Annotated in this window: 10 protein-coding genes; 8 read left to right on the forward strand and 2 right to left on the reverse strand. The window is 40.2% G+C overall.

Going from position 1 to position 18,563, the window contains the following annotated elements:
* The first annotated feature begins 5 nt into the window (after positions 1-5).
* The 8 genes from rplJ (at position 6) to ABFC98_08260 (ending at position 14,340) form a co-directional block, all read left to right on the forward strand.
* A complete protein-coding gene (gene rplJ, locus ABFC98_08225; protein MEN6446008.1) occupies positions 6-542 on the forward strand; it encodes a 50S ribosomal protein L10 in 537 nt (178 codons plus the stop codon).
* A gap of 32 nt (positions 543-574) precedes the next feature.
* Positions 575-955 carry a 50S ribosomal protein L7/L12 gene (gene rplL, locus ABFC98_08230; protein MEN6446009.1) on the forward strand — a complete coding sequence of 127 codons (381 nt, stop codon included), beginning with the start codon at positions 575-577 and terminating at the stop codon, positions 953-955.
* 215 nt (positions 956-1,170) lie between these two features.
* Positions 1,171-4,950, forward strand: a complete 3,780-nt coding sequence (gene rpoB, locus ABFC98_08235) for a DNA-directed RNA polymerase subunit beta (protein ID MEN6446010.1) — start codon at positions 1,171-1,173, stop codon at positions 4,948-4,950.
* 12 nt (positions 4,951-4,962) lie between these two features.
* Positions 4,963-9,444 carry a DNA-directed RNA polymerase subunit beta' gene (gene rpoC / locus ABFC98_08240; GenBank protein MEN6446011.1) on the forward strand — a complete coding sequence of 1,494 codons (4,482 nt, stop codon included), beginning with the start codon at positions 4,963-4,965 and terminating at the stop codon, positions 9,442-9,444.
* Positions 9,445-9,484: 40 nt separating this feature from the next.
* Positions 9,485-9,871: a 30S ribosomal protein S12 gene (gene rpsL, locus ABFC98_08245; GenBank protein ID MEN6446012.1), complete on the forward strand. Its 387-nt coding sequence runs from the start codon at positions 9,485-9,487 to the stop codon at positions 9,869-9,871.
* Between the two features lie 16 nt (positions 9,872-9,887).
* Positions 9,888-10,358 carry a 30S ribosomal protein S7 gene (rpsG, locus tag ABFC98_08250; GenBank protein ID MEN6446013.1) on the forward strand — a complete coding sequence of 157 codons (471 nt, stop codon included), beginning with the start codon at positions 9,888-9,890 and terminating at the stop codon, positions 10,356-10,358.
* 1,989 nt (positions 10,359-12,347) lie between these two features.
* Positions 12,348-13,487: a DNA methyltransferase gene (locus ABFC98_08255; protein ID MEN6446014.1), complete on the forward strand. Its 1,140-nt coding sequence runs from the start codon at positions 12,348-12,350 to the stop codon at positions 13,485-13,487.
* A 13-nt stretch (positions 13,488-13,500) separates the two neighbouring features.
* Positions 13,501-14,340 (forward strand): hypothetical protein, encoded by an 840-nt coding sequence (locus ABFC98_08260; GenBank protein MEN6446015.1) that lies wholly within the window; start codon positions 13,501-13,503, stop codon positions 14,338-14,340.
* 293 nt (positions 14,341-14,633) lie between these two features.
* Here ABFC98_08260 and ABFC98_08265 read toward each other — a convergent pair whose 3' ends face one another.
* Both ABFC98_08265 and ABFC98_08270 read right to left on the reverse strand, forming a co-directional pair.
* Entirely contained in the window at positions 14,634-15,980 is a 1,347-nt protein-coding gene (locus tag ABFC98_08265) for a T9SS type A sorting domain-containing protein (protein ID MEN6446016.1), read from the reverse strand.
* 1,260 nt (positions 15,981-17,240) lie between these two features.
* Positions 17,241-18,563, reverse strand: a 1,323-nt coding sequence (locus ABFC98_08270) for a T9SS type A sorting domain-containing protein (GenBank protein ID MEN6446017.1), incomplete at its 5' end; no start/stop codon positions are given.

Genomic DNA, 18,563 nt, shown 5'->3' on the forward strand with positions numbered 1-18,563 from the left:
TTAAAATGGTGCAAAGTGTTAAGTATGACATCGTAAAGGACTTGACAGAAAGATTAAGTAGCGCAAAAGCGATCATATTGGTGGATTATAAGGGAATAAACATTGAACAAGTGAATCAATTGCGCAACCGTTTTAGAGAAAGTCAAGTGGACTACTTTGTCCAAAAGAATACCCTGATCAAAATTGCACTTAATGATTTGGGTATTAAGGAGCTTGATCCTTATTTAAATGGTCCAACTGCAGTGGCAGTTTGTAAAGTGGATGAAATTTCACCTGCCCGCGAATTAGTCAAATTCTTGAAAGAGGTGATGGAAGATAAAAATTTCCCTTCGTTCAAAGCAGGTTTTGTGTCTGGGCATATATTTGATGCCGCTGAACTAACTACTTTGGCAAAACTACCATCCCGCGAAGAACTGCTTGCCCAAGTATTGAGATGCTTTAATGCACCACTTACTAACTTTGTAAGCATAAATCAGGGTATCATTCGCAAGTTTGTTTATGCCCTTGATGCCATAGCAAAAAAACAAGCTGAAGCCAGCTAAAAAAAATTATTCATATATCCAATGGAGGAACAATGTCCGATAAAAAGCAACAAGTAATTGATCTGATTAAGGAGATGACAGTTCTGGAGCTCTCTGAATTAGTGAAAGAAATGGAAGAAGTTTTTGGCGTATCTGCAGCAGCCCCTGTAGCAGCTGTTGCTACTTCAACTGCCGCTGCTGAAGGTGGAGAAAAAGAAGAACAGACAGAATTTGATGTCTTGTTAACCAGTGCCGGAGAGAAAAAGATTAATGTGATCAAAGTTGTGCGCGAGATTACCAAGCTTGGACTTAAGGAAGCAAAAGACCTCGTAGATAGCGCTCCGAAGATGATTTCTGAGAAAGTAAGCAAAGAAGAAGCTAATTCCATTAAGAAAAAACTTGAAGAAGTCGGTGCAACTGTCGAAGTCAAATAATCAAACCGTAATCAGGATAGGGGTCCAAAAAATGTCCGCAGGGACTTTTTTGGACCTGTTATCAGGTTATTGCTATTCCAAACTCTGGCTTTTTATCCTAAAAGCCATTTTGCATTTTCCATACTGCAATGACGCGATTTAAAGCGTGACTGATAAACTTATTAACTTAAAGAACCTATGGACAGGTTTGATAAAGACCTAAAAGGAGAGAGCTTTTGAGAAAGATCAAAAGTTATTCCCGAATTTCCGGAAGATTTGCCGAGCTCGGTATTCCCGAAGTTGAGATACCCAATCTTCTGGCAATGCAAGTTGATTCCTTTAACGAATTTCTCCAAAAGGAGATTCATCCTCAGCGCAGAGAGAAAAAGGGGTTACAATCAGTTTTTGAAAATATCTTCCCGATCGAAGATACGAAAGGTAACTTTCTGCTGGAATTTATAGAATATAATGTGTTGCAGGAGAAATATTCCATCGAAGAATGCCGAGAAAGGAATTTAACTTATCAGGCACCCTTAAAGGCAAAAATGCGCTTGAGCGTATTTGAGAATATAGAAGGTGTCCGTGAGCACAAAGATACTTTAGAGCAAGAAGTATTTATGGGAGAAATTCCTCTGATTACCGAACAGGGAACCTTTGTTATCAACGGAGCTGAAAGAGTTATTATTTCACAGCTACAGCGTTCGCCGGGTGTTTTCTTTTCCGAAGAAAAGCATCCCAGCGGAAAAACGCTATATTCTGCTAAAGTAATTCCTTATAGCGGTTCCTGGCTGGATTTTGACATCGATATTCATGATGTGATGTTCGTGCATATTGATAAAAGACGCAAACTTCCGGTAACAACTCTTTTTCGGGCAATTGGAATATCTTCCAATGAGGACTTGCGGAAAACATTCTATAAATCCGAAACCCTAAATTTAAAAGACGCCAAAGGGCGTCATCTATACGCAGATATTTATGAAGAGGGTAATCCTGCGCCCATTGCTTTGGCAAATGAGCAAATTACGGATACTTTGATTAAATTATTAACTGAGAAGAAAATCACCAAAGTAGAAGCGATAGATTACAATTATGAGATAGCCAGAAAAGTGTTGGAAAATACTCTGGCAAAAGATCCCACTACTAATCAGGAAGAAGCTCTCAAGAAAATTTACAGCTTAATTCGTCCGGGAGAAGATGCTCCTTTGGAAGCCGCCAAACAGCTGGTAGATAGAATGTTCTTCAACGAAAAAAGATATAATTTGGGTGAAGTGGGAAGGCATAAAATAAATACCCGCTTAAATATCAATGTGGATCCCAAAATTCTTACGCTTACAGTGGAAGATTTTGTGTCCATCTTTAAGACCCTTATAAATATCTATCACGATGATGATGAAGTTGATGACATTGATAACTTGGCAAATCGCAGAGTTCGGACCGTGGGTGAGCTTTTACAGGAACAATATAATTCTGGAATGGCTATGGTTGCCAGAATAATCCAAGAAAGAATGGCAATTTCGAACATTGATGAAATCACCGTGCATGATCTGGTGAACAGCAATGCCTTGATATCAGTAGTGCAGTCCTTCTTTTTAACTGGGCAGCTTTCGCAATTTATGGAACAGACCAATCCCCTTGCCGCTTTAAGACATAAAAGAGCTCTATCTGCATTAGGACCTGGAGGTTTGGCTCGTGAAAGAGCAGGATTTGAAGTGCGTGATGTGCATTCATCTCACTATGGCAGAGTATGCCCCATTGAAACACCTGAAGGTCCCAATATCGGTTTGATAGTATCTCCGGCAATTTATTCGCGGATAAATCATTTTGGTTTTATTGAAACACCTTATCGGAAGGTAATAGATGGTTATGTAACCGACGAATATGAATATTTGGATGCGGCTCAGGAAGAGAAATACATTATAGCTCAAAGTGATGTTCATTTGGATGATCATCGCAAAATTATGGATGAAATAATTTTTGCCAGAGACAGAGGAGATTTTGTTCAAGTAAGCCCTAAAAGCGTTCAATATATGGATGTAGCGCCTCAACAGATGGTTTCGGTATCGGCAGCGATGATTCCTTTTTTGGAACATGATGATGCCAATCGTGCTTTGATGGGTTCCAATATGCAGCGTCAGGCAGTTCCATTAATTAATCCGCAAGCGCCTTTAGTGGGAACGGGAATGGAAAAAATCGTTTCTATGGATACTTCTGCCATTGCGGTTGCCCCTTATGACGGTATTGTCACTCAAGTTACATCCGCTTTTATAGATTTGAAACCGACTAATGAAAAAGATGAAGCATATTATCTTTCTACTGGCAATCGCATTAATCTGAAAAAATTTGTCCGCACTAATCAGGACACTTGCATCAATCAACGACCTATCGTTAAAAAAGGCGATACGGTAAAAAAAGGACAGCCCATTTCGGACGGCGCTTGCGTAGAAGATAATCGTTTGGCGCTGGGAACCAATTTAATGGTTGCTTTTATGCCTTGGTATGGTTACAATTATGAAGATGCCGTAATTTTAAGTGAAAAAGTGGCGCGTGAGGATACTTTAACCTCTATTTACATTGAAGAATTGGAAGTGTTGGTGCGGAATGTGAAAAACGGAAGAGAAGAACTTGCTTATGACATTCCCAATGTTCCGGCCCAGGCATTAAAAAACTTGGATAAGACAGGTATCATCAGAGTTGGAAGCGTCATTCATGCTGGCGATGTAATCGTCGGAAAGGTAACTCCTAAAAGTATAGAGATTGATCCTTCTCCGGAAGAGAATTTGATGCGTGCTTTGTTTGGAGACCGTGCGGGCGATTTTACCAATAGTTCTCTCAAAGCCAAGCCAGGGATGGAAGGCGTAGTTATTGATGTAAAGGTATTTTCGCGTCTGGAAGAAGGCAGTGATCTGGAAGAAACAAATGAAGATAAAATTGAAAAACTAAAAGAAGAATTGGCTCTGCGTCGTAAAAAAATAGAAGAATTCAAAGAAGAAAAGCTTTCTACGGTTCTGGTAGGCAAAATAGCCAAGAACATTTGGGACGAAAAATCCAATGTTCCTTTCATTGCTCCCGGCAAGAAGATAACCAAAGAAGATATCAAGCGCATCAATTTTAAAAAACTCGATCTGGATGTGGAGCTGGTGGACGACAGAGAAGTAAATAACTACATCTATTCACAAATTGTGCTGAAGATTAAACAATCGCTGGAACAGAGCGATAATATATATAAAAAATCTCGCGAAAGAATCAAGCATGGAGATGAACTTCAATATGGTGTGCGAAAAATGGTTAAGGTTTATGTAGCCAAAAAACGCAAAATTGAAGTGGGTGATAAAATGGCTGGGCGTCATGGCAATAAGGGTGTTATATCCATTGTTGCTCCTATCGAAGATATGCCTTTTATGGAAGATGGAACCCCGATCGATATAGTTCTAAATCCTTTGGGGGTGCCTTCCAGAATGAATATTGGCCAGATTATGGAAACCCATCTGGGTTGGGCTGCCAAGACACTTGGTTTTGAAGTTGAGACCCCTATTTTTGATGGCGCTTCCAACGAAGATATTCGTTCCGAATTGAATAAAGCAGGTCTTCCTGAAGATGGTAAGACAGTTCTTTATGATGGTAAATCAGGTGAGCCATTCAAAGAAAGAGTAACCGTCGGCATTATTTATATGATGAAATTGAATCATTTGGTAGCCGATAAAATGCATGCTCGTTCCACAGGACCCTATTCATTGATTACGCAACAACCTTTGGGCGGAAAAGCTCAACACGGAGGTCAGCGTTTGGGAGAAATGGAAGTTTGGGCATTGGAAGCTTATGGTGCCTCCAATGTTTTGGAAGAAATGCTAACCGTTAAAAGTGACGATGTGGATGGAAGAAATAATGCCTTTAAGGCAATAACGCGAGGAGAAAATCCACCTTCTCCCGGAGTGCCTGAATCCTTCAATGTTCTGATCAGTGAGTTAAAATCGCTGGGCTTTGATATTGAATTTATCAAAGAAGAAGAGAATAGATAGAGGGGAGGAAAGATGTTAAAAGAAGCAAAACATGAAATAAGACCAAATGAATATGATGCCGTGCGTATTAAAATTGCCTCTCCCGAAACAATTAGAAAGGACTGGTCTAACGGAGAAGTAACAAAACCTGATACTCTCAATTATCGCACCCTAAAACCAGAAAAAGATGGTTTATTCTGCGAAAGAATATTTGGGCCCGAAAGAGATTACGAATGCGCTTGCGGAAAGTATAAAAAGAAAAGATTTCAAGGCACTTTATGTGAACGCTGCGGAGTATTAGTTACCACCTCTCGCGTGCGTAGAACAAGAATGGGTCATATAGAACTGGCTGTTCCGATTGCTCATATCTGGTTTGTTAAAAGCGCTCCCAGCAAAATCGGCACTTTACTTGATATGACCGTTAAAGACCTGGAAAGAGTGCTATATTACGAATCATTCATCGTTATAGACCCAGGAGACAGTCCCTACGAAAAAATGGAACTTCTGGAAGTTGATGAATATTACGAAATAAAAGACAAAGTTGGCGATAACTTTTTAGCGCTGATGGGGGGAGAGGCAATCAGAGAATTGCTGAAGCGCATAAATCTGAAAAATGAAGCGCTTGACCTCAGAACGCGTCTCAAATTTGAAGAATCTGCTCTCCGCAAACAAAAGCTGATAAATAAGCTCAAAATTGTAGATGCCTTCATTAAAAGTGATAATAAACCAGAAGATATGATTCTGGAAGCATTGCCAGTTTTACCTCCTACATTGAGACCCTTGGTTCCTTTGGAGGGAGGCCGTTTTGCCACTGCTGATTTTAATGATCTGTATAGAAGAGTTATTACGCGTAACAACCGTCTGAAAGCACTTTTGGAAATTCGTGCGCCGGAAGTTATTTTGCGCAATGAAAAAAGAATGTTGCAAGAAGCGGTGGATGCCTTAATTGATAATGGCAGAAAAGCTCGTCCCGTGCGTGGCAGAGGCAATCGTCCCTTAAAATCACTTACTGATCAGTTGAAAGGTAAGCAAGGCAGATTTCGTCAAAATTTATTGGGTAAACGCGTGGATTATTCTGGACGCAGTGTGATTACAGTTGGTCCTGAGCTTAAATTATATCAATGTGGAATTCCCAAAGAGATGGCAGTAGAGCTGTTCAAGCCATATTTGATTGAAAAACTGCAAAAGCTGGGCGAAGTAGATAAAGTAAAAAATGCCAAAAAACTGATTGAACGAAAACAACCTGAAATTTGGTCTATCTTGGAAGAAGTAATTAAGGATTACCCAGTTCTGTTAAACAGAGCTCCCACTCTTCACCGTTTGGGAATCCAAGCATTTATGCCAATTTTAACTGATAACAAAGCCATTCAGCTTCATCCTATGGTATGCGTTCCTTTCAATGCCGATTTTGACGGTGACCAAATGGGCGTGTATATTCCTCTTTCTTTGGAGGCACAAATTGAAGCCAGAGTTTTGATGCTTTCTACGCGTAATCTGTTATTGCCGGCAAATGGAAGATTAGCTATGGCAGCTAACCAGGATATTGTTTTGGGTTGCTATTATTTAACTATGGAAGAAACACCCCCACCGGTAAAAATTGAAGAATTGCGTCATTTCTATGGAACTGATGAAGTTATTTCTGCCTACGAAACAGAAGAACAATTAGGCAGCGCCAAAGGGGAATCTGTATATAAACGAAATTTAGATTTGCATACCTGGATTCGAGTAAAGCTGGAATCAGAATATATTGTAACTACTGTAGGAAGAGTGGTTTTTAATCAGATTATGCCACCCGAAATCGGTTTTCAAAACATTGTTTACGACAAAGGCAAATTGAACGATTTAGCTATGCTTTGTTATGATGCCGTCGGACAATGGAGAACCGCTCAAATATTGGATAACATCAAGGAAATGGGTTTTCGCTATGCTACCAGAGCTGGAGTTACTTTCAGCTTTGATGATATAATAGTTCCCGAAAAGAAAGCGGAAATCATTGCCCAGTCAGAAGAAGAAGTAAAAAAGATCACCGATTTACACCAAAAGGGTGGAATCACCGAAAATGAACGCTTTGGCAGAGTTGTTGACCAATGGAAGAAAACCACTGTGCGAGTTACCGATGAAATGATGGATGAGCTTTCCCAAACCGAAAATGGTTTGAATTCCATTTATATGATGTATAAATCCGGAGCTCGTGGCAGTAAAGACCAAATTAAACAATTGGGTGGTATGCGTGGTTTAATGGATAAACCAACCAAAATCGGTTCAATGGGTGGGGGAGATGTAATTGAAACCCCCATTAAGAGCAACTTTAAAGAGGGTTTAACCGTTCTGGAATATTTCGTTTCTACTCACGGAGCGCGTAAAGGATTGGCGGATACTGCTTTAAAGACAGCTGACGCCGGTTATTTAACCCGTCGTTTAGTAGATGTTGCTCAAAATGCCATTATTACCATAGATGATTGTGGAACGACTCGCGGCGTGAATATGACGGCTCTTAAAGAGGGTAATGAAATTGTGCAGACCTTGGCAGAACGAATTCAGGGCAGGACAGCTGTGGATGATGTTGTCAGCCCCATTACGGGAAGAGTTTTGGTTTCCGCGGGGGAAGAGATAACCAATAAAATGGCCAGAACCATTCAAAATCACGGCTTAATTTCTGTCCATGTGCGCAGCATTCTTACTTGTGAAGCGGATAGAGGTATCTGCAGTAAATGTTACGGTAGAAATTTGGCTACCCAGAAACCAGCCAAAATTGGTGAGCCAGTGGGTATTATTGCCGCTCAAAGCATTGGCGAACCCGGAACCCAATTAACGCTTAGAACTTTCCATATTGGAGGAGCAGCTTCCACAGCCACAGAATTGGCGGAAGTTGTTGCCACTCAAGATGGTATCGTAAAATTTGATCGAATGAATACGGTTACCAATCCGGAAAATCAGTTGATTTCGGTAAGCCATTTGGGCAGAATATTAATCGTGGATGAAAACGACGAAAACAAAGTGCTGGAAGAATTTAAAGTAGAATATGCCGCCACGGTTCATGTGCAGGATGGACAGAAAATTGCCAAAGATACCAAATTGCTTTCCTGGGATCAATTCAATAATCCGCTGATTTCTACGGCAAAAGGTGTTCTGCACTATGAGAATTTTATTAAGGATATCACCTTTAAAGAAGAATATAACGATATCACTCTTGCCCGTGAACTTACCATCATTGAATCCAAAGATCGCCGCAAACAACCCCAGTTCAGAATTGTGGGTGAGGATGGAACGATGCGTTTGATTCCCTTGCCTACGGGATTAGTCGTGCGCGTGGAAGATGGCAGTTTTGTTCATACCGGAGACATTTTGGGTCAGACCTCCAGAATGACTATCAAACAGCGTGATATAACAGGTGGTTTACCCAGAGTGCAAGAACTTTTTGAGGCAAGAGTTCCCAAAGATAAAGCTAAAATTTCTGATATTGACGGTGTGGTCACTATCGGTGGTTTGAAAAAGACCGGCAGAGATATATTCGTTACACCTCCCAATGGACTTTTTGCTCCTTACGATGGGAAAGTGGTTGTTCTTTATGATGAAGACAAAAATCAGTTCATTGCCGTTTTATCCGATAAAGCCGTTTTTAGTGAAAATGATGGCAAGGTAAGCATTCTGGAAGAAAATCATAAAAAAATCGTCCAAGTTACCAAACGCGGTCAAAAACCAGTTCAATATTCTGTTCCCAAAGGGATGCAGATTTTAGTTAGAGAAGGAGAATCGGTAAAAACAGGAGCTCCGCTTTGTGGTAAACTTTATGCTATTCCTGCCGAACAGGAAAGCATCGTTTCCACAGGGGATAGTGTTTCTCTGCATCAGCCCTTGGCAGGCAGAAAGTATATAATTCCATCCGGAAAACGCATTATCGTGCATCAGGGTGACTATGTGGAAAGTGGAGACGCTTTGTCCGATGGACCCTTAGACCCTCATGATATGTTAGTGAAAGGTGTTATTGAAGCTCAAATTCTTATCCTGAACGAAATTCAGGAGATATATCGTAAACAGGGCGTGAAAATAGACGATAAGCATGTTAGCGTAATCATTCGCCAGATGTTCAAAAAAGTGCGCATAACCGATAGTGGCAGCACCAGTTTTCTGCAAGGAGATATTGTAGATAAGATTCTGGTAGAAAAGGAAAATCGCGAAGCAATATCTTTCGGTAAAACACCTGCCCAATTTGAACAATTGTTATTAGGAATAACTAAAACTTCTTTGTTAACCGATAGTTGGTTATCCGCTGCTTCTTTCCAAGAGACCACGAAAGTTCTTACTAAAGCAGCCATCGAAGGTAGAATTGACCATCTTGAGGGTTTGAAGGAAAGCGTTATTATTGGCCACCGTATTCCTGTGGGAACCGGAACCAAAATCTATAATAATATGATTAAGCAAGCAGTTAGCGAAGGCAAATCAGTCGCCCAGATTATAGATGAATTCGCTCATCGTTCAGAACAAGAAGATAATGAGGATTATCTAAATTTCTAACCAAATAAACCCCAAATAAGAAAATAAAAGGAGAATATCAGTGCCAACCATTAACCAATTAGTCCGAAAGGGCAGAACCGAAGTGGAAAAGAAAAAAAAGAACAGGGCGCTTATGGAATGTCCGCAAAGGCGCGGAGTTTGTACTCGTGTTTATACAACTACGCCCAAGAAACCCAATTCGGCTCTCAGAAAAGTTGCGCGTGTCCGTCTTGTTAACGGATTTGAAGTTACAGCATATATTCCCGGCGAAGGTCACAACCTGCAAGAGCACTCAATTGTTTTAGTGCGCGGAGGCCGTGTTAAAGACCTTCCCGGTGTGCGTTATCATATTATTCGCGGAGCTCTTGATTCTGCAGGAGTGGAAAAACGCGAAAGATCTCGTTCCAAATATGGAACTAAACGTCCCAAAGCTAAAACGGGAAAATAAAGGGAGGATATAACTTATGCCCAGAAAACGAAAAGCTATTGTCAGGGAAGTCCTTCCCGATCCTAAATTTAACGATGTAACCGTTAGCAAGTTTATGAACTGCATAATGAAAAAAGGCAAAAAAAGTATCGCCGAAAAAATCGTATATGGCGCCTTCGATATTATCGCTGAAAAGACCAAAGAAGAACCGCTTGTTGTTTTTAAAGCCGCTTTGGAAAATGTGCGCCCCTTGGTAAAAGTTGTTTCCAGACGCGTCGGTGGCTCTAACTATCAAATTCCACTTGAAGTTAATGAAAAAAATGGCAAAGCATTAGCTTTCCGGTGGATCATTACCTATGCCCGCGCCAGAAGCGAAAATACAATGACGGAAAAACTTGCCGCCGAACTTATTGCCGCCTATAAAAAAGAAGGTGCTTCCATTAAAAAACGGGAAGATACTCATAAAATGGCTGATGCAAATAAAGCATTTGCCCACCTCAGATGGTAATTTAACTTTCCTAATTCCTGAATAGTAATGTGCCTTTACCTGTGTTTGACGGTAAAGGCATTTTTCTTTTAGGGGTGGCTAACTGCCAATTCGTTTCTCTTTTATATGTTTCTATAAGCTAATTCTGCTGATGTAGGTTGGCAAATTTTGTCAAAACCAGCTAAAATCTATGGTAAAGTAGAGAATATTCTTGCGCTAAAATTTCTCTAACTGCTCGCATTTTCATTTTTCTAACGGCTTATTTTTGAATACTTTCATAAAATTTATCTTTGTGTAGATCGCCTTTATTGCCTGCCTATCCATAACTGCTTGTTCCATAGTTGATTGTCTTACGACTCAGTAACACAGAAGTAACACTGCTCTTATTTCGTTACGGTAGTGTTAAAGAATTGTTACAGCGTTATCAGAAGTGGAAGCAAGGAAGAATTTGTGGTCTGGGGGTCGAGAGGTCTGGAAGTCGAGGGGTCTGGAAGTCGAGGGGTCTTGGGGTCTTGGGGTCGAGCGGTTTGGAGGTCTTGGGGTCGAGAGGTCTAGAGGTAGAGAGGTTTGGAGGTCTGGAAGTCGAGAGGTCTTGAGGTCTTGGGGTCGAGGGGGTCTGGAAGTCGAGGGGTCGAGGGGTCTTGGGGTCGAGAGGTCTTGGGGTCGAGGGGTCTGGAGGTCTGGGGGTCGAGGGGTTAATCCCAACCTCAACTTATTATGCTGTATGGAAGTTATCTAAATACACAATTTTTGTCAATTTTGTCTTTGTTTCATTTTCCATTGCCAAAACTAATGCGTTTTAAGTTCCATTTCCATATATAACAATCAGAAAACCAGCTTATTTAATTGAAATCTAAAATCTCCAAAATCCCATAAATCTTGTTCATCCCCTACCTATTCAAATCTGCGCAATCTGCGTCATCTGCGTCCTCTGCGTGCAAAATCTTCGGAGCTCTCGGTTTTTTCGGTGTTTTCGGTGGCTAATAACTAAATCCTCTTAATCCTTAAATCCTAAAATCCTTGTTTCAAAACTTAAATCTTCGTGAACAAATCTTAAAATCCTTGTTTCAAAACTTAAATCCCCAAAATCTCTAAAATCCTGTTCATCCCCTACCTATTCAAATCTGCGTCATCTGCGAAATCTTCGTGAGACCTTTATCTGTGTTATCTATGCAATCTGTGAGAGGATATTTTAAAGGAAAAACGACGTCCTCGTCGTTCCCCTAACAACCGAGTTATGCAGTTTCCGCTAAATTTTAGGATGGTCTAATAGTTTGTTTGTTGTGGGTTGACCAGGAGGTCAACCCTCCTGTATTTTCGCCGGGATAAAACCCACCGCTAATATCTGTCGTCCCGCTGGGACTAATTATATCTGTTACTATTTTCGCCGGGTTAAAACCCGTCGTTAGTATGTATCGTTCCTAACGGAACTTTTATTCGGAATCCTGTAAATCCTCTTAATCCTTAAATCCTGAAATCCTTGTTTCAAAACTTAAATCTTCGTGAACAAATCTTAAAATCCTTGTTGCTAAACTTAAATCCCCAAAATCTCTAAAATCCTGTTCATCCCTTGCCTATTAAATCTGCGCAATCTGCATCATCTGCGTGAAAAATTTTCGGTGCTCTCGGTTTCTTCGGTGTTTTCGGTGGCTAATAACTAAATCCTCTTAATCCTTAAATCCTAAAATCCTTGTTTCAAAACTTAAATCTTCGTGAGCTATTTTCGTTTTTTTCGGTGGCTAATAACTAAATCCCCAAAATCCCTAAAATCCTGTTCATCCCCTACCTATTCTTTTTTTAATCTGTGCTATCTGTGTAATCTGTGAGAGCTATTAAATCTGCGTCATCCGCGTTATCTGCGTGCAAAATCTTCGGTGCTCTCGGTTTTTTCGGTGCTTTCGGTGGCTAATAACTAAATCCCCTAATTCCGAACCGAAAAAAAGAGCTTGACTACTATCTCAATTATGCCATATAGGTTTTGTATTATGAATAAGTGGGAAAAAAGAAAACATGAAGATAGATGAAGCAAACCAACTCACAATACCTATTTTTGAAGATAATCCAAAATCTTCAGTTTGGGTTATACTGAATCAGGTAAAGATGATAGAAGTCCTGGTAGAGATTCAAAAAACATCTAATTTAGTCCTAACGAAAAACCGAATTACTGAATTAAAAGCGATTATAACCAATTATAGCAAAGATAAAGAGGGACTTTTAAATATTGAGGCAAACGGAGATACAATTTCTTTGCGGAGAGATATTCTCCTTTCCGAATTGGAACAAATTATGGAATCCCAGACATTGGAGAGAGCACAATATTACCTGAAGCGTTTAATAAATGGCATAAAAAAGGAAAAAACAAGCAAAATTAACGATATCAATCTGCTTCGCTGGAAAGAATATGACGAAATTCTAACCGATAGTTTGTGGTTATTTGATAAAAGAAATACTTCCGGAGCTCATTTGGGCTGGTATTGGGGTAATTTTGTTCCACAAATTCCACATCAAATGATGCTGAGATATACCAAAAAAGAGGACTGGGTTTTAGATACTTTTTTAGGAAGTGGAACTACGCTTATTGAAAGTAAAAGATTGGGAAGAAATGGAATAGGGATAGAATTGAATGCAGAAGTTGCAAATAAGGCAGAACAGCTAATAAAAACAGAACCGAATAAATATAATGTAGTGAGTGATATACTTATCGGGGACAGCAGAATAATAGACATTGAGCCAACATTAAATAAATATGCTACTGAAAAAGTTCAGCTTCTTATTATGCATCCGCCTTATCATGATATTATCAAATTTTCTAAAGATGACAAAAATGACCTTTCCAATGCTGAGACGATAGAGGAATTCCTGAAAATGTTTAAAGGAGTGGTTGATAATGTAACGCCCTATTTGGAAAAAGGACGCTATCTCATTTTGGTTATTGGAGATAAGTATTCCAAAGGAGAATGGATACCTTTGGGCTTTAATTGTATGCAGGAGGTTTTAAATAGTGGCTACATACTTAAAAGTATTATTGTGAAGAACTTTGAAGAAACCCGGGCAAAAAGAAATCAACAAGAACTTTGGCGTTATAGAGCCCTGGTAGGTGGTTTTTATGTTTTTAAACATGAATATGTAATGCTTTTTAAGAAGAAATAATTAGGAGAACAAGATGCCTTTATTCAGCCATAAACAATTATTGAATTTGAAATTGAGTAGTATCAAAAGCGAGAATTTAAAGGAGTTAGCAGTTAATCTTGGCATTTCCCCAAAAGGTTCTGCCTCAGAAATCATAAAAAGAATATTAGAAATGCTACCCCTACCCCCTGAAAATATTATTGATGCTTTCATTAAAACCCTCTATCTACAAAAAATACAGGAACGGAAAGAACTTATCTCAGATGCAGATTTAAGAAATGAAGTTTCTAAAGTGAAATATTTCGCCTGGAGCACTACCCAAGGAGGGTTGGATCAAAAAATACAAAAAGAGTTCGTAAGAAGATATTGTCACTACGATGATTTAATCAACCATGTAAAACTTACTCTCCATGATGATGTAACCAATTATGCAATATGCAGTTGGTTTAATCATTGGACTACTGTTTATATTGAAGAACATATTGGTGCGCATCCTAAAGTTATTCCAACTATCAAGAATATAAAAGGAATTGATCTTTTCTTTGCCGGGCAACCCTTTGATTTAAAAATAACTTATATCCCCAAAGAATATAACATAGCTGATGCTTTGCAGAATCCTCTGGATTTGGCTGTATGGATGTATGAAAACCAAGGCGCTGAAAGGTTTGGAGCCGATAATAGGATATTTATCATTCTTTTGGATAAAGAGAATCCAGCCAAAAGCTGGGAATTGAAAAGAAATTTTGAGCTGATATTTAGCGCAATTGATGCTTTCTTTTCTAAGGACGATATCTCTGCCCAGGATGAAATCGCCTTCACTTATCATAAAAAATCCTATACAGCCATCACCAAAGTGCTGATGATTACCAAATAAAACTTTGTATTCTACAGGAGAAATCAGCTACATTTTTGGCAAAATAAAAACGGCTGCAGTAAAGAGCTACAGCCGTTTTATATAGTTAGTTGTATTTTTTAGTGCCATCGGTGGCTTCGGTGCTTTCGGTGCTTTCGGTGGCTAATCAATAAATCCCCAAAATCTCTAAAATCCTGTTCATCCCCTACCTATTCTTTTTTTAATCTTTGCTATCTGTGTAATCTGTGAGAGCTATTAAATCTGCGTAATCAGCGTCCTCTGCGTGCAACCCTTATCTGCAACGGACAGAGCAGCTATTTCAGCATAACTATTTTCCGCGAAGAAGAAAAACTACCCGCCGTCACTTTGCAGAAATAAATTCCCGCCGCTACTGGCTTACCCTCATCAGTTTTACCATCCCAAACGAATGTATGTTCGCCGGGCGATAATACTTGCTGATTAACGACGGTCCGAATTAGCTGTCCCCTGAAATTATAGACGGCAATAGTAGTTGGACTATTGTCATCTTGTTTAATTTGGATATTAGTGCTACCCCTAAATGGATTAGGGTAGCAAGTAAGCTTGGCTTCCATTGCCGGGGTGCTTGGGTCATCGTTGGCAACAGGGGGTCCCACATACATACGGTAAATATGCGCATTATGGGCAATATAAATATATTCACTCCAATAACATATTCCGTATATCTGACCTGATTGATCAGGCATATCGGCCGGCTGAACTATCCATTGCCAACTGCTGCCATTATTTAGTGAACGGATGATACCAGAAGAACCATCATTACCATCCCAAGTGCCAGCGACCACATAGACATTATCTTCTATAGCAGTCATAGTACAATCCGTCATACAACCACCTATTGAAAAATTGTCACCTAGTTGGCTCTGATCTGAGCCAACCCAATCATCTCCTGCATTATCTGAATATAGGAGACCCTCGCCACATCTTACTATTAACCTGCCCTCTCTTACAAGGGCTGACGCAGCGTAAGATACACCTGACCACCCTACTTGATGAAATTGCCAATTTAGACCATCAGAGCTAACCAACGCACCATCCGGCGCATTTTGTCCAACAATCATTAAACCAGCCGAAAAATCAGCGCTGGTGAAGCAATTAGGCATTAAGCCATACACCAAGGTCCAGTTTTGCCCACCATTGGTGGTCCGATAAATCTTTAAACCATCAATATAAATAAGGGCGTTAAGAACTACATAACCCTCCAGTCCGTTAATAAACTCAATATGATTAACTACATAGTACCCCGGTTGCTGTTCCAGCTGTCCAGTTCTGACCCAACTCTGACCGCCATTGGTGGTTTTATATAACACCGGACGGGTCAGTGTCCAGTCAGACGGATGGTAGATGTAACCCCCGCAATAACCAACCGTAGAAGAAATCATGTAGGATGATTCCAGAAATAATGAATCCCGATCATCAACGATGGTGTTTTGGAAGTTTATCCCATCAGTAGACCGGACGAAGCACTTCCATCCAACTCCATAAATTTGCCCAGCTGATTGGGTAATCATCTGCAACTGTTCTAAGGTCGCAGTATAACAATCTTGCCAGTCACCAGTGATATCTCCACCCCAAAGTGGGAGAGTGGCCAATAAAGCCAAAAGAATTATCATCTTTTTCATTAATGCCTCCTGTGCTTTTTTGTTTATTATTGTAACTTATGAAGTCCGCTTCGCAATTTAGTTCCTAATATTGGTGCTTATATTCTAACTCAAGTCATTTCCGCTTCTTAAAAAGCATCTAATAATCCTCATTACGCACAATCTATGTAAATAAAATCAAACAATTACAATATAATCGGCTTGTTGTGCTCAGTCAAGTTATTTTTTTATATACCTGCCTGGTGGTGAAAAAAATATGGGTAGGGTGTAAATTTTAGAAACAAGGATTTTATTAGCAGAGGGCTGAGGGCAAAGAGAAAAAAGAGCTCTCACAGATTACACAGATAGCAAAAAGTACTTTTTAAAGGAAGAACGACGTCCTCGTCGTTCCCCTGACAACCGAGTTATGCAGTTACCGCTAAATTTTAGGATTGTCTGATAGTTTGTTTGTTATGGTTTACAAGGAAGAACGACATCTCGTCGTTCCCCTGACAACCGAGTCATGCAGTTTCCGCTAAATTTTAGGATGGTCTGATAGTTTGTTTGTTATGGTTTACAAGGAAGAACGACATCTCGTCGTTCCCCTAACAACCGAGTTATGCAGTTTCCGCTAAATTTTAGGATGGTCTAATAGTTTGTTTGTTGTGGGTTGACCAGGAGGTCAACCCTCCTTTTTTTCGCTGGGTTAAAACCCGTCGCTAATATCTGTCGTCCCGCTGGGACTAATTATATCTGTTACTATTTTCGCCGGGTTAAAACCCGTCGCTAATATCTGTCGTCCCGCTGGGACTAATTATATCTGTTACTATTTTCGCCGGGTTAAAACCCAGTGCTAATATCTGTCGTCCCGATGGGACTCTAATTGTATCTATTACTATTTGCACCGGGTTAAAACCCGTCGTTAGTATGTATCGTTCCTAACGGAACTTTTATTCGGAATCCTCTTAATCCTTAAATCCTAAAATCCTTGTTTCTAAACTTAAATCTTCGTGAACAAATCCTGAAATCCTTGTTTCAAAACTTTAATCCCCAAAATCTCTAAAATTTTGTTCATCCCCTACCTATTCAAATCTGCGTAATCAGCGTCCTCTGCGTGAAAAATCTTCGGTGACTTCGGTGTTTTCGGTGGCTAATAACTAAATCCCAAAAATCTCTAAAATCCTGTTCATCCCCTACCTATTCTTTTTTTAATCTGTGCTATCTGTGTAATCTGTGAGAGCTATTAAATCTGCGTAATCAGCGTCCTCTGCGTGCAATCCTTATCTGCAACGGACAGAGCAGCTATTTCAGCATAACTATTTTCCGCGAAGAAGAAAAACTACCCGCCGTCACTTTGTAGAAATAAATTCCAGCCGCTACTGGCTTACCCTCATCATTTTTACCGTCCCAAACGAATGTATGTTCACCGGGCGATAATACTTGCTGATTAACGACGGTCCGAATTAGCTGTCCCCTGAAATTATAGACGGCAATAGTAGTTGGACTATTGTCTATCTGCTTAATTGCGATGTTGGTGTTACCACGAAATGGATTAGGGTAGCAAGTACAATTTACTTCCATTGCCGGGGTGCTTGAGTCATCGTTGGCAACAGGGGGTCCCACATACATACGGTAAATATGCAGATTATGGGCGATATAAATATACTCGCCCCAATAACATATTCCGTATATTTGACCTGATTGATCAGGCATATCAGTTGGCTGAACTATCCATTGCCAACTGCTGCCATTATTTAGTGAACGGATGACCCCGGGATAAAGATCTTCACCGCTCCGAATTCCAGCGATGGTATAAATATTGTTACCCTGTGAGCTAAATGAACAAGAAGTCCAAAAACCCACTGAAAAATTGTCACCCAGTTGGCTCTGATCTGAGCCAACCCAATCATCTCCTGCATTATCTGAATATAGGAGACCCTCGCCACATCTTACTATTAACCTGCCCTCGCTTACAAGGGCTGACGCAGCGTAAGATATACCCGACCACCCTACTTGATGAAATTGCCAATTTAGACCATCAGAGCTAACCAACGCACCTTCCGGCGCATTTTGTCCAACAATCATTAAACCAGGCGAAAAATCAGCGCTGATGGCACAATTAGGTATTAAACCATACACCAAGGTCCAGCTTTGCCCACCATTGGTGGTCCGATAAATCTTTAAACCATCAATATAAATAAGGGCGTTAAGAACTACATAACCCTCCAGTCCGTTGATGAATTCAATATGCACAACTGAATAGAACCCCGGTTGCTGTTCCAGCTGTCCAGTTCTGACCCAACTCTGACCGCCATTGGTGGTTTTATATAACACCGGACGGGTCAGTGTCCAGTCAGACGGATGGTAGATATAACCCCCGCAATAACCAACCGTAGAAGAAACCATATAGGATGATTCCAGGTATAAAGAGTCACAGTCAGCCACCATAACATTTTGAAAATTTACACCATCGGTGGATTTTACAAAATATTTATATCCCACACCGTAAATCATACCCGCGGATTGGGTAATCATCTGCAATTGTTCCACAGCCGAAACATAACAATCTTGCCAGTCACCAGTGATATCTCCGCCCCAAAGTGGGAGAGTGACCAATAAAGCCAA

Origin of the sequence: Candidatus Cloacimonas sp., from assembly GCA_039680785.1 — a bacterium.
In the GTDB taxonomy this organism is placed as follows: Bacteria; Cloacimonadota; Cloacimonadia; order Cloacimonadales; family Cloacimonadaceae; genus Cloacimonas.

Bases quoted from the DNA above. Each gene is read 5' to 3' on its own strand.
- rplJ (MEN6446008.1), top strand. From the start codon at position 6: ATGGTGCAAAGTGTTAAGTATGACATCGTAAAGGACTTGACAGAAAGA.
- rplL (MEN6446009.1), top strand. From the start codon at position 575: ATGTCCGATAAAAAGCAACAAGTAATTGATCTGATTAAGGAGATGACA.
- rpoC (MEN6446011.1), top strand. From the start codon at position 4,963: ATGTTAAAAGAAGCAAAACATGAAATAAGACCAAATGAATATGATGCC.
- rpsG (MEN6446013.1), top strand. From the start codon at position 9,888: ATGCCCAGAAAACGAAAAGCTATTGTCAGGGAAGTCCTTCCCGATCCT.
- ABFC98_08255 (MEN6446014.1), top strand. From the start codon at position 12,348: ATGAAGATAGATGAAGCAAACCAACTCACAATACCTATTTTTGAAGAT.
- ABFC98_08260 (MEN6446015.1), top strand. From the start codon at position 13,501: ATGCCTTTATTCAGCCATAAACAATTATTGAATTTGAAATTGAGTAGT.
- ABFC98_08265 (MEN6446016.1), bottom strand. From the start codon at position 15,980: ATGAAAAAGATGATAATTCTTTTGGCTTTATTGGCCACTCTCCCACTT.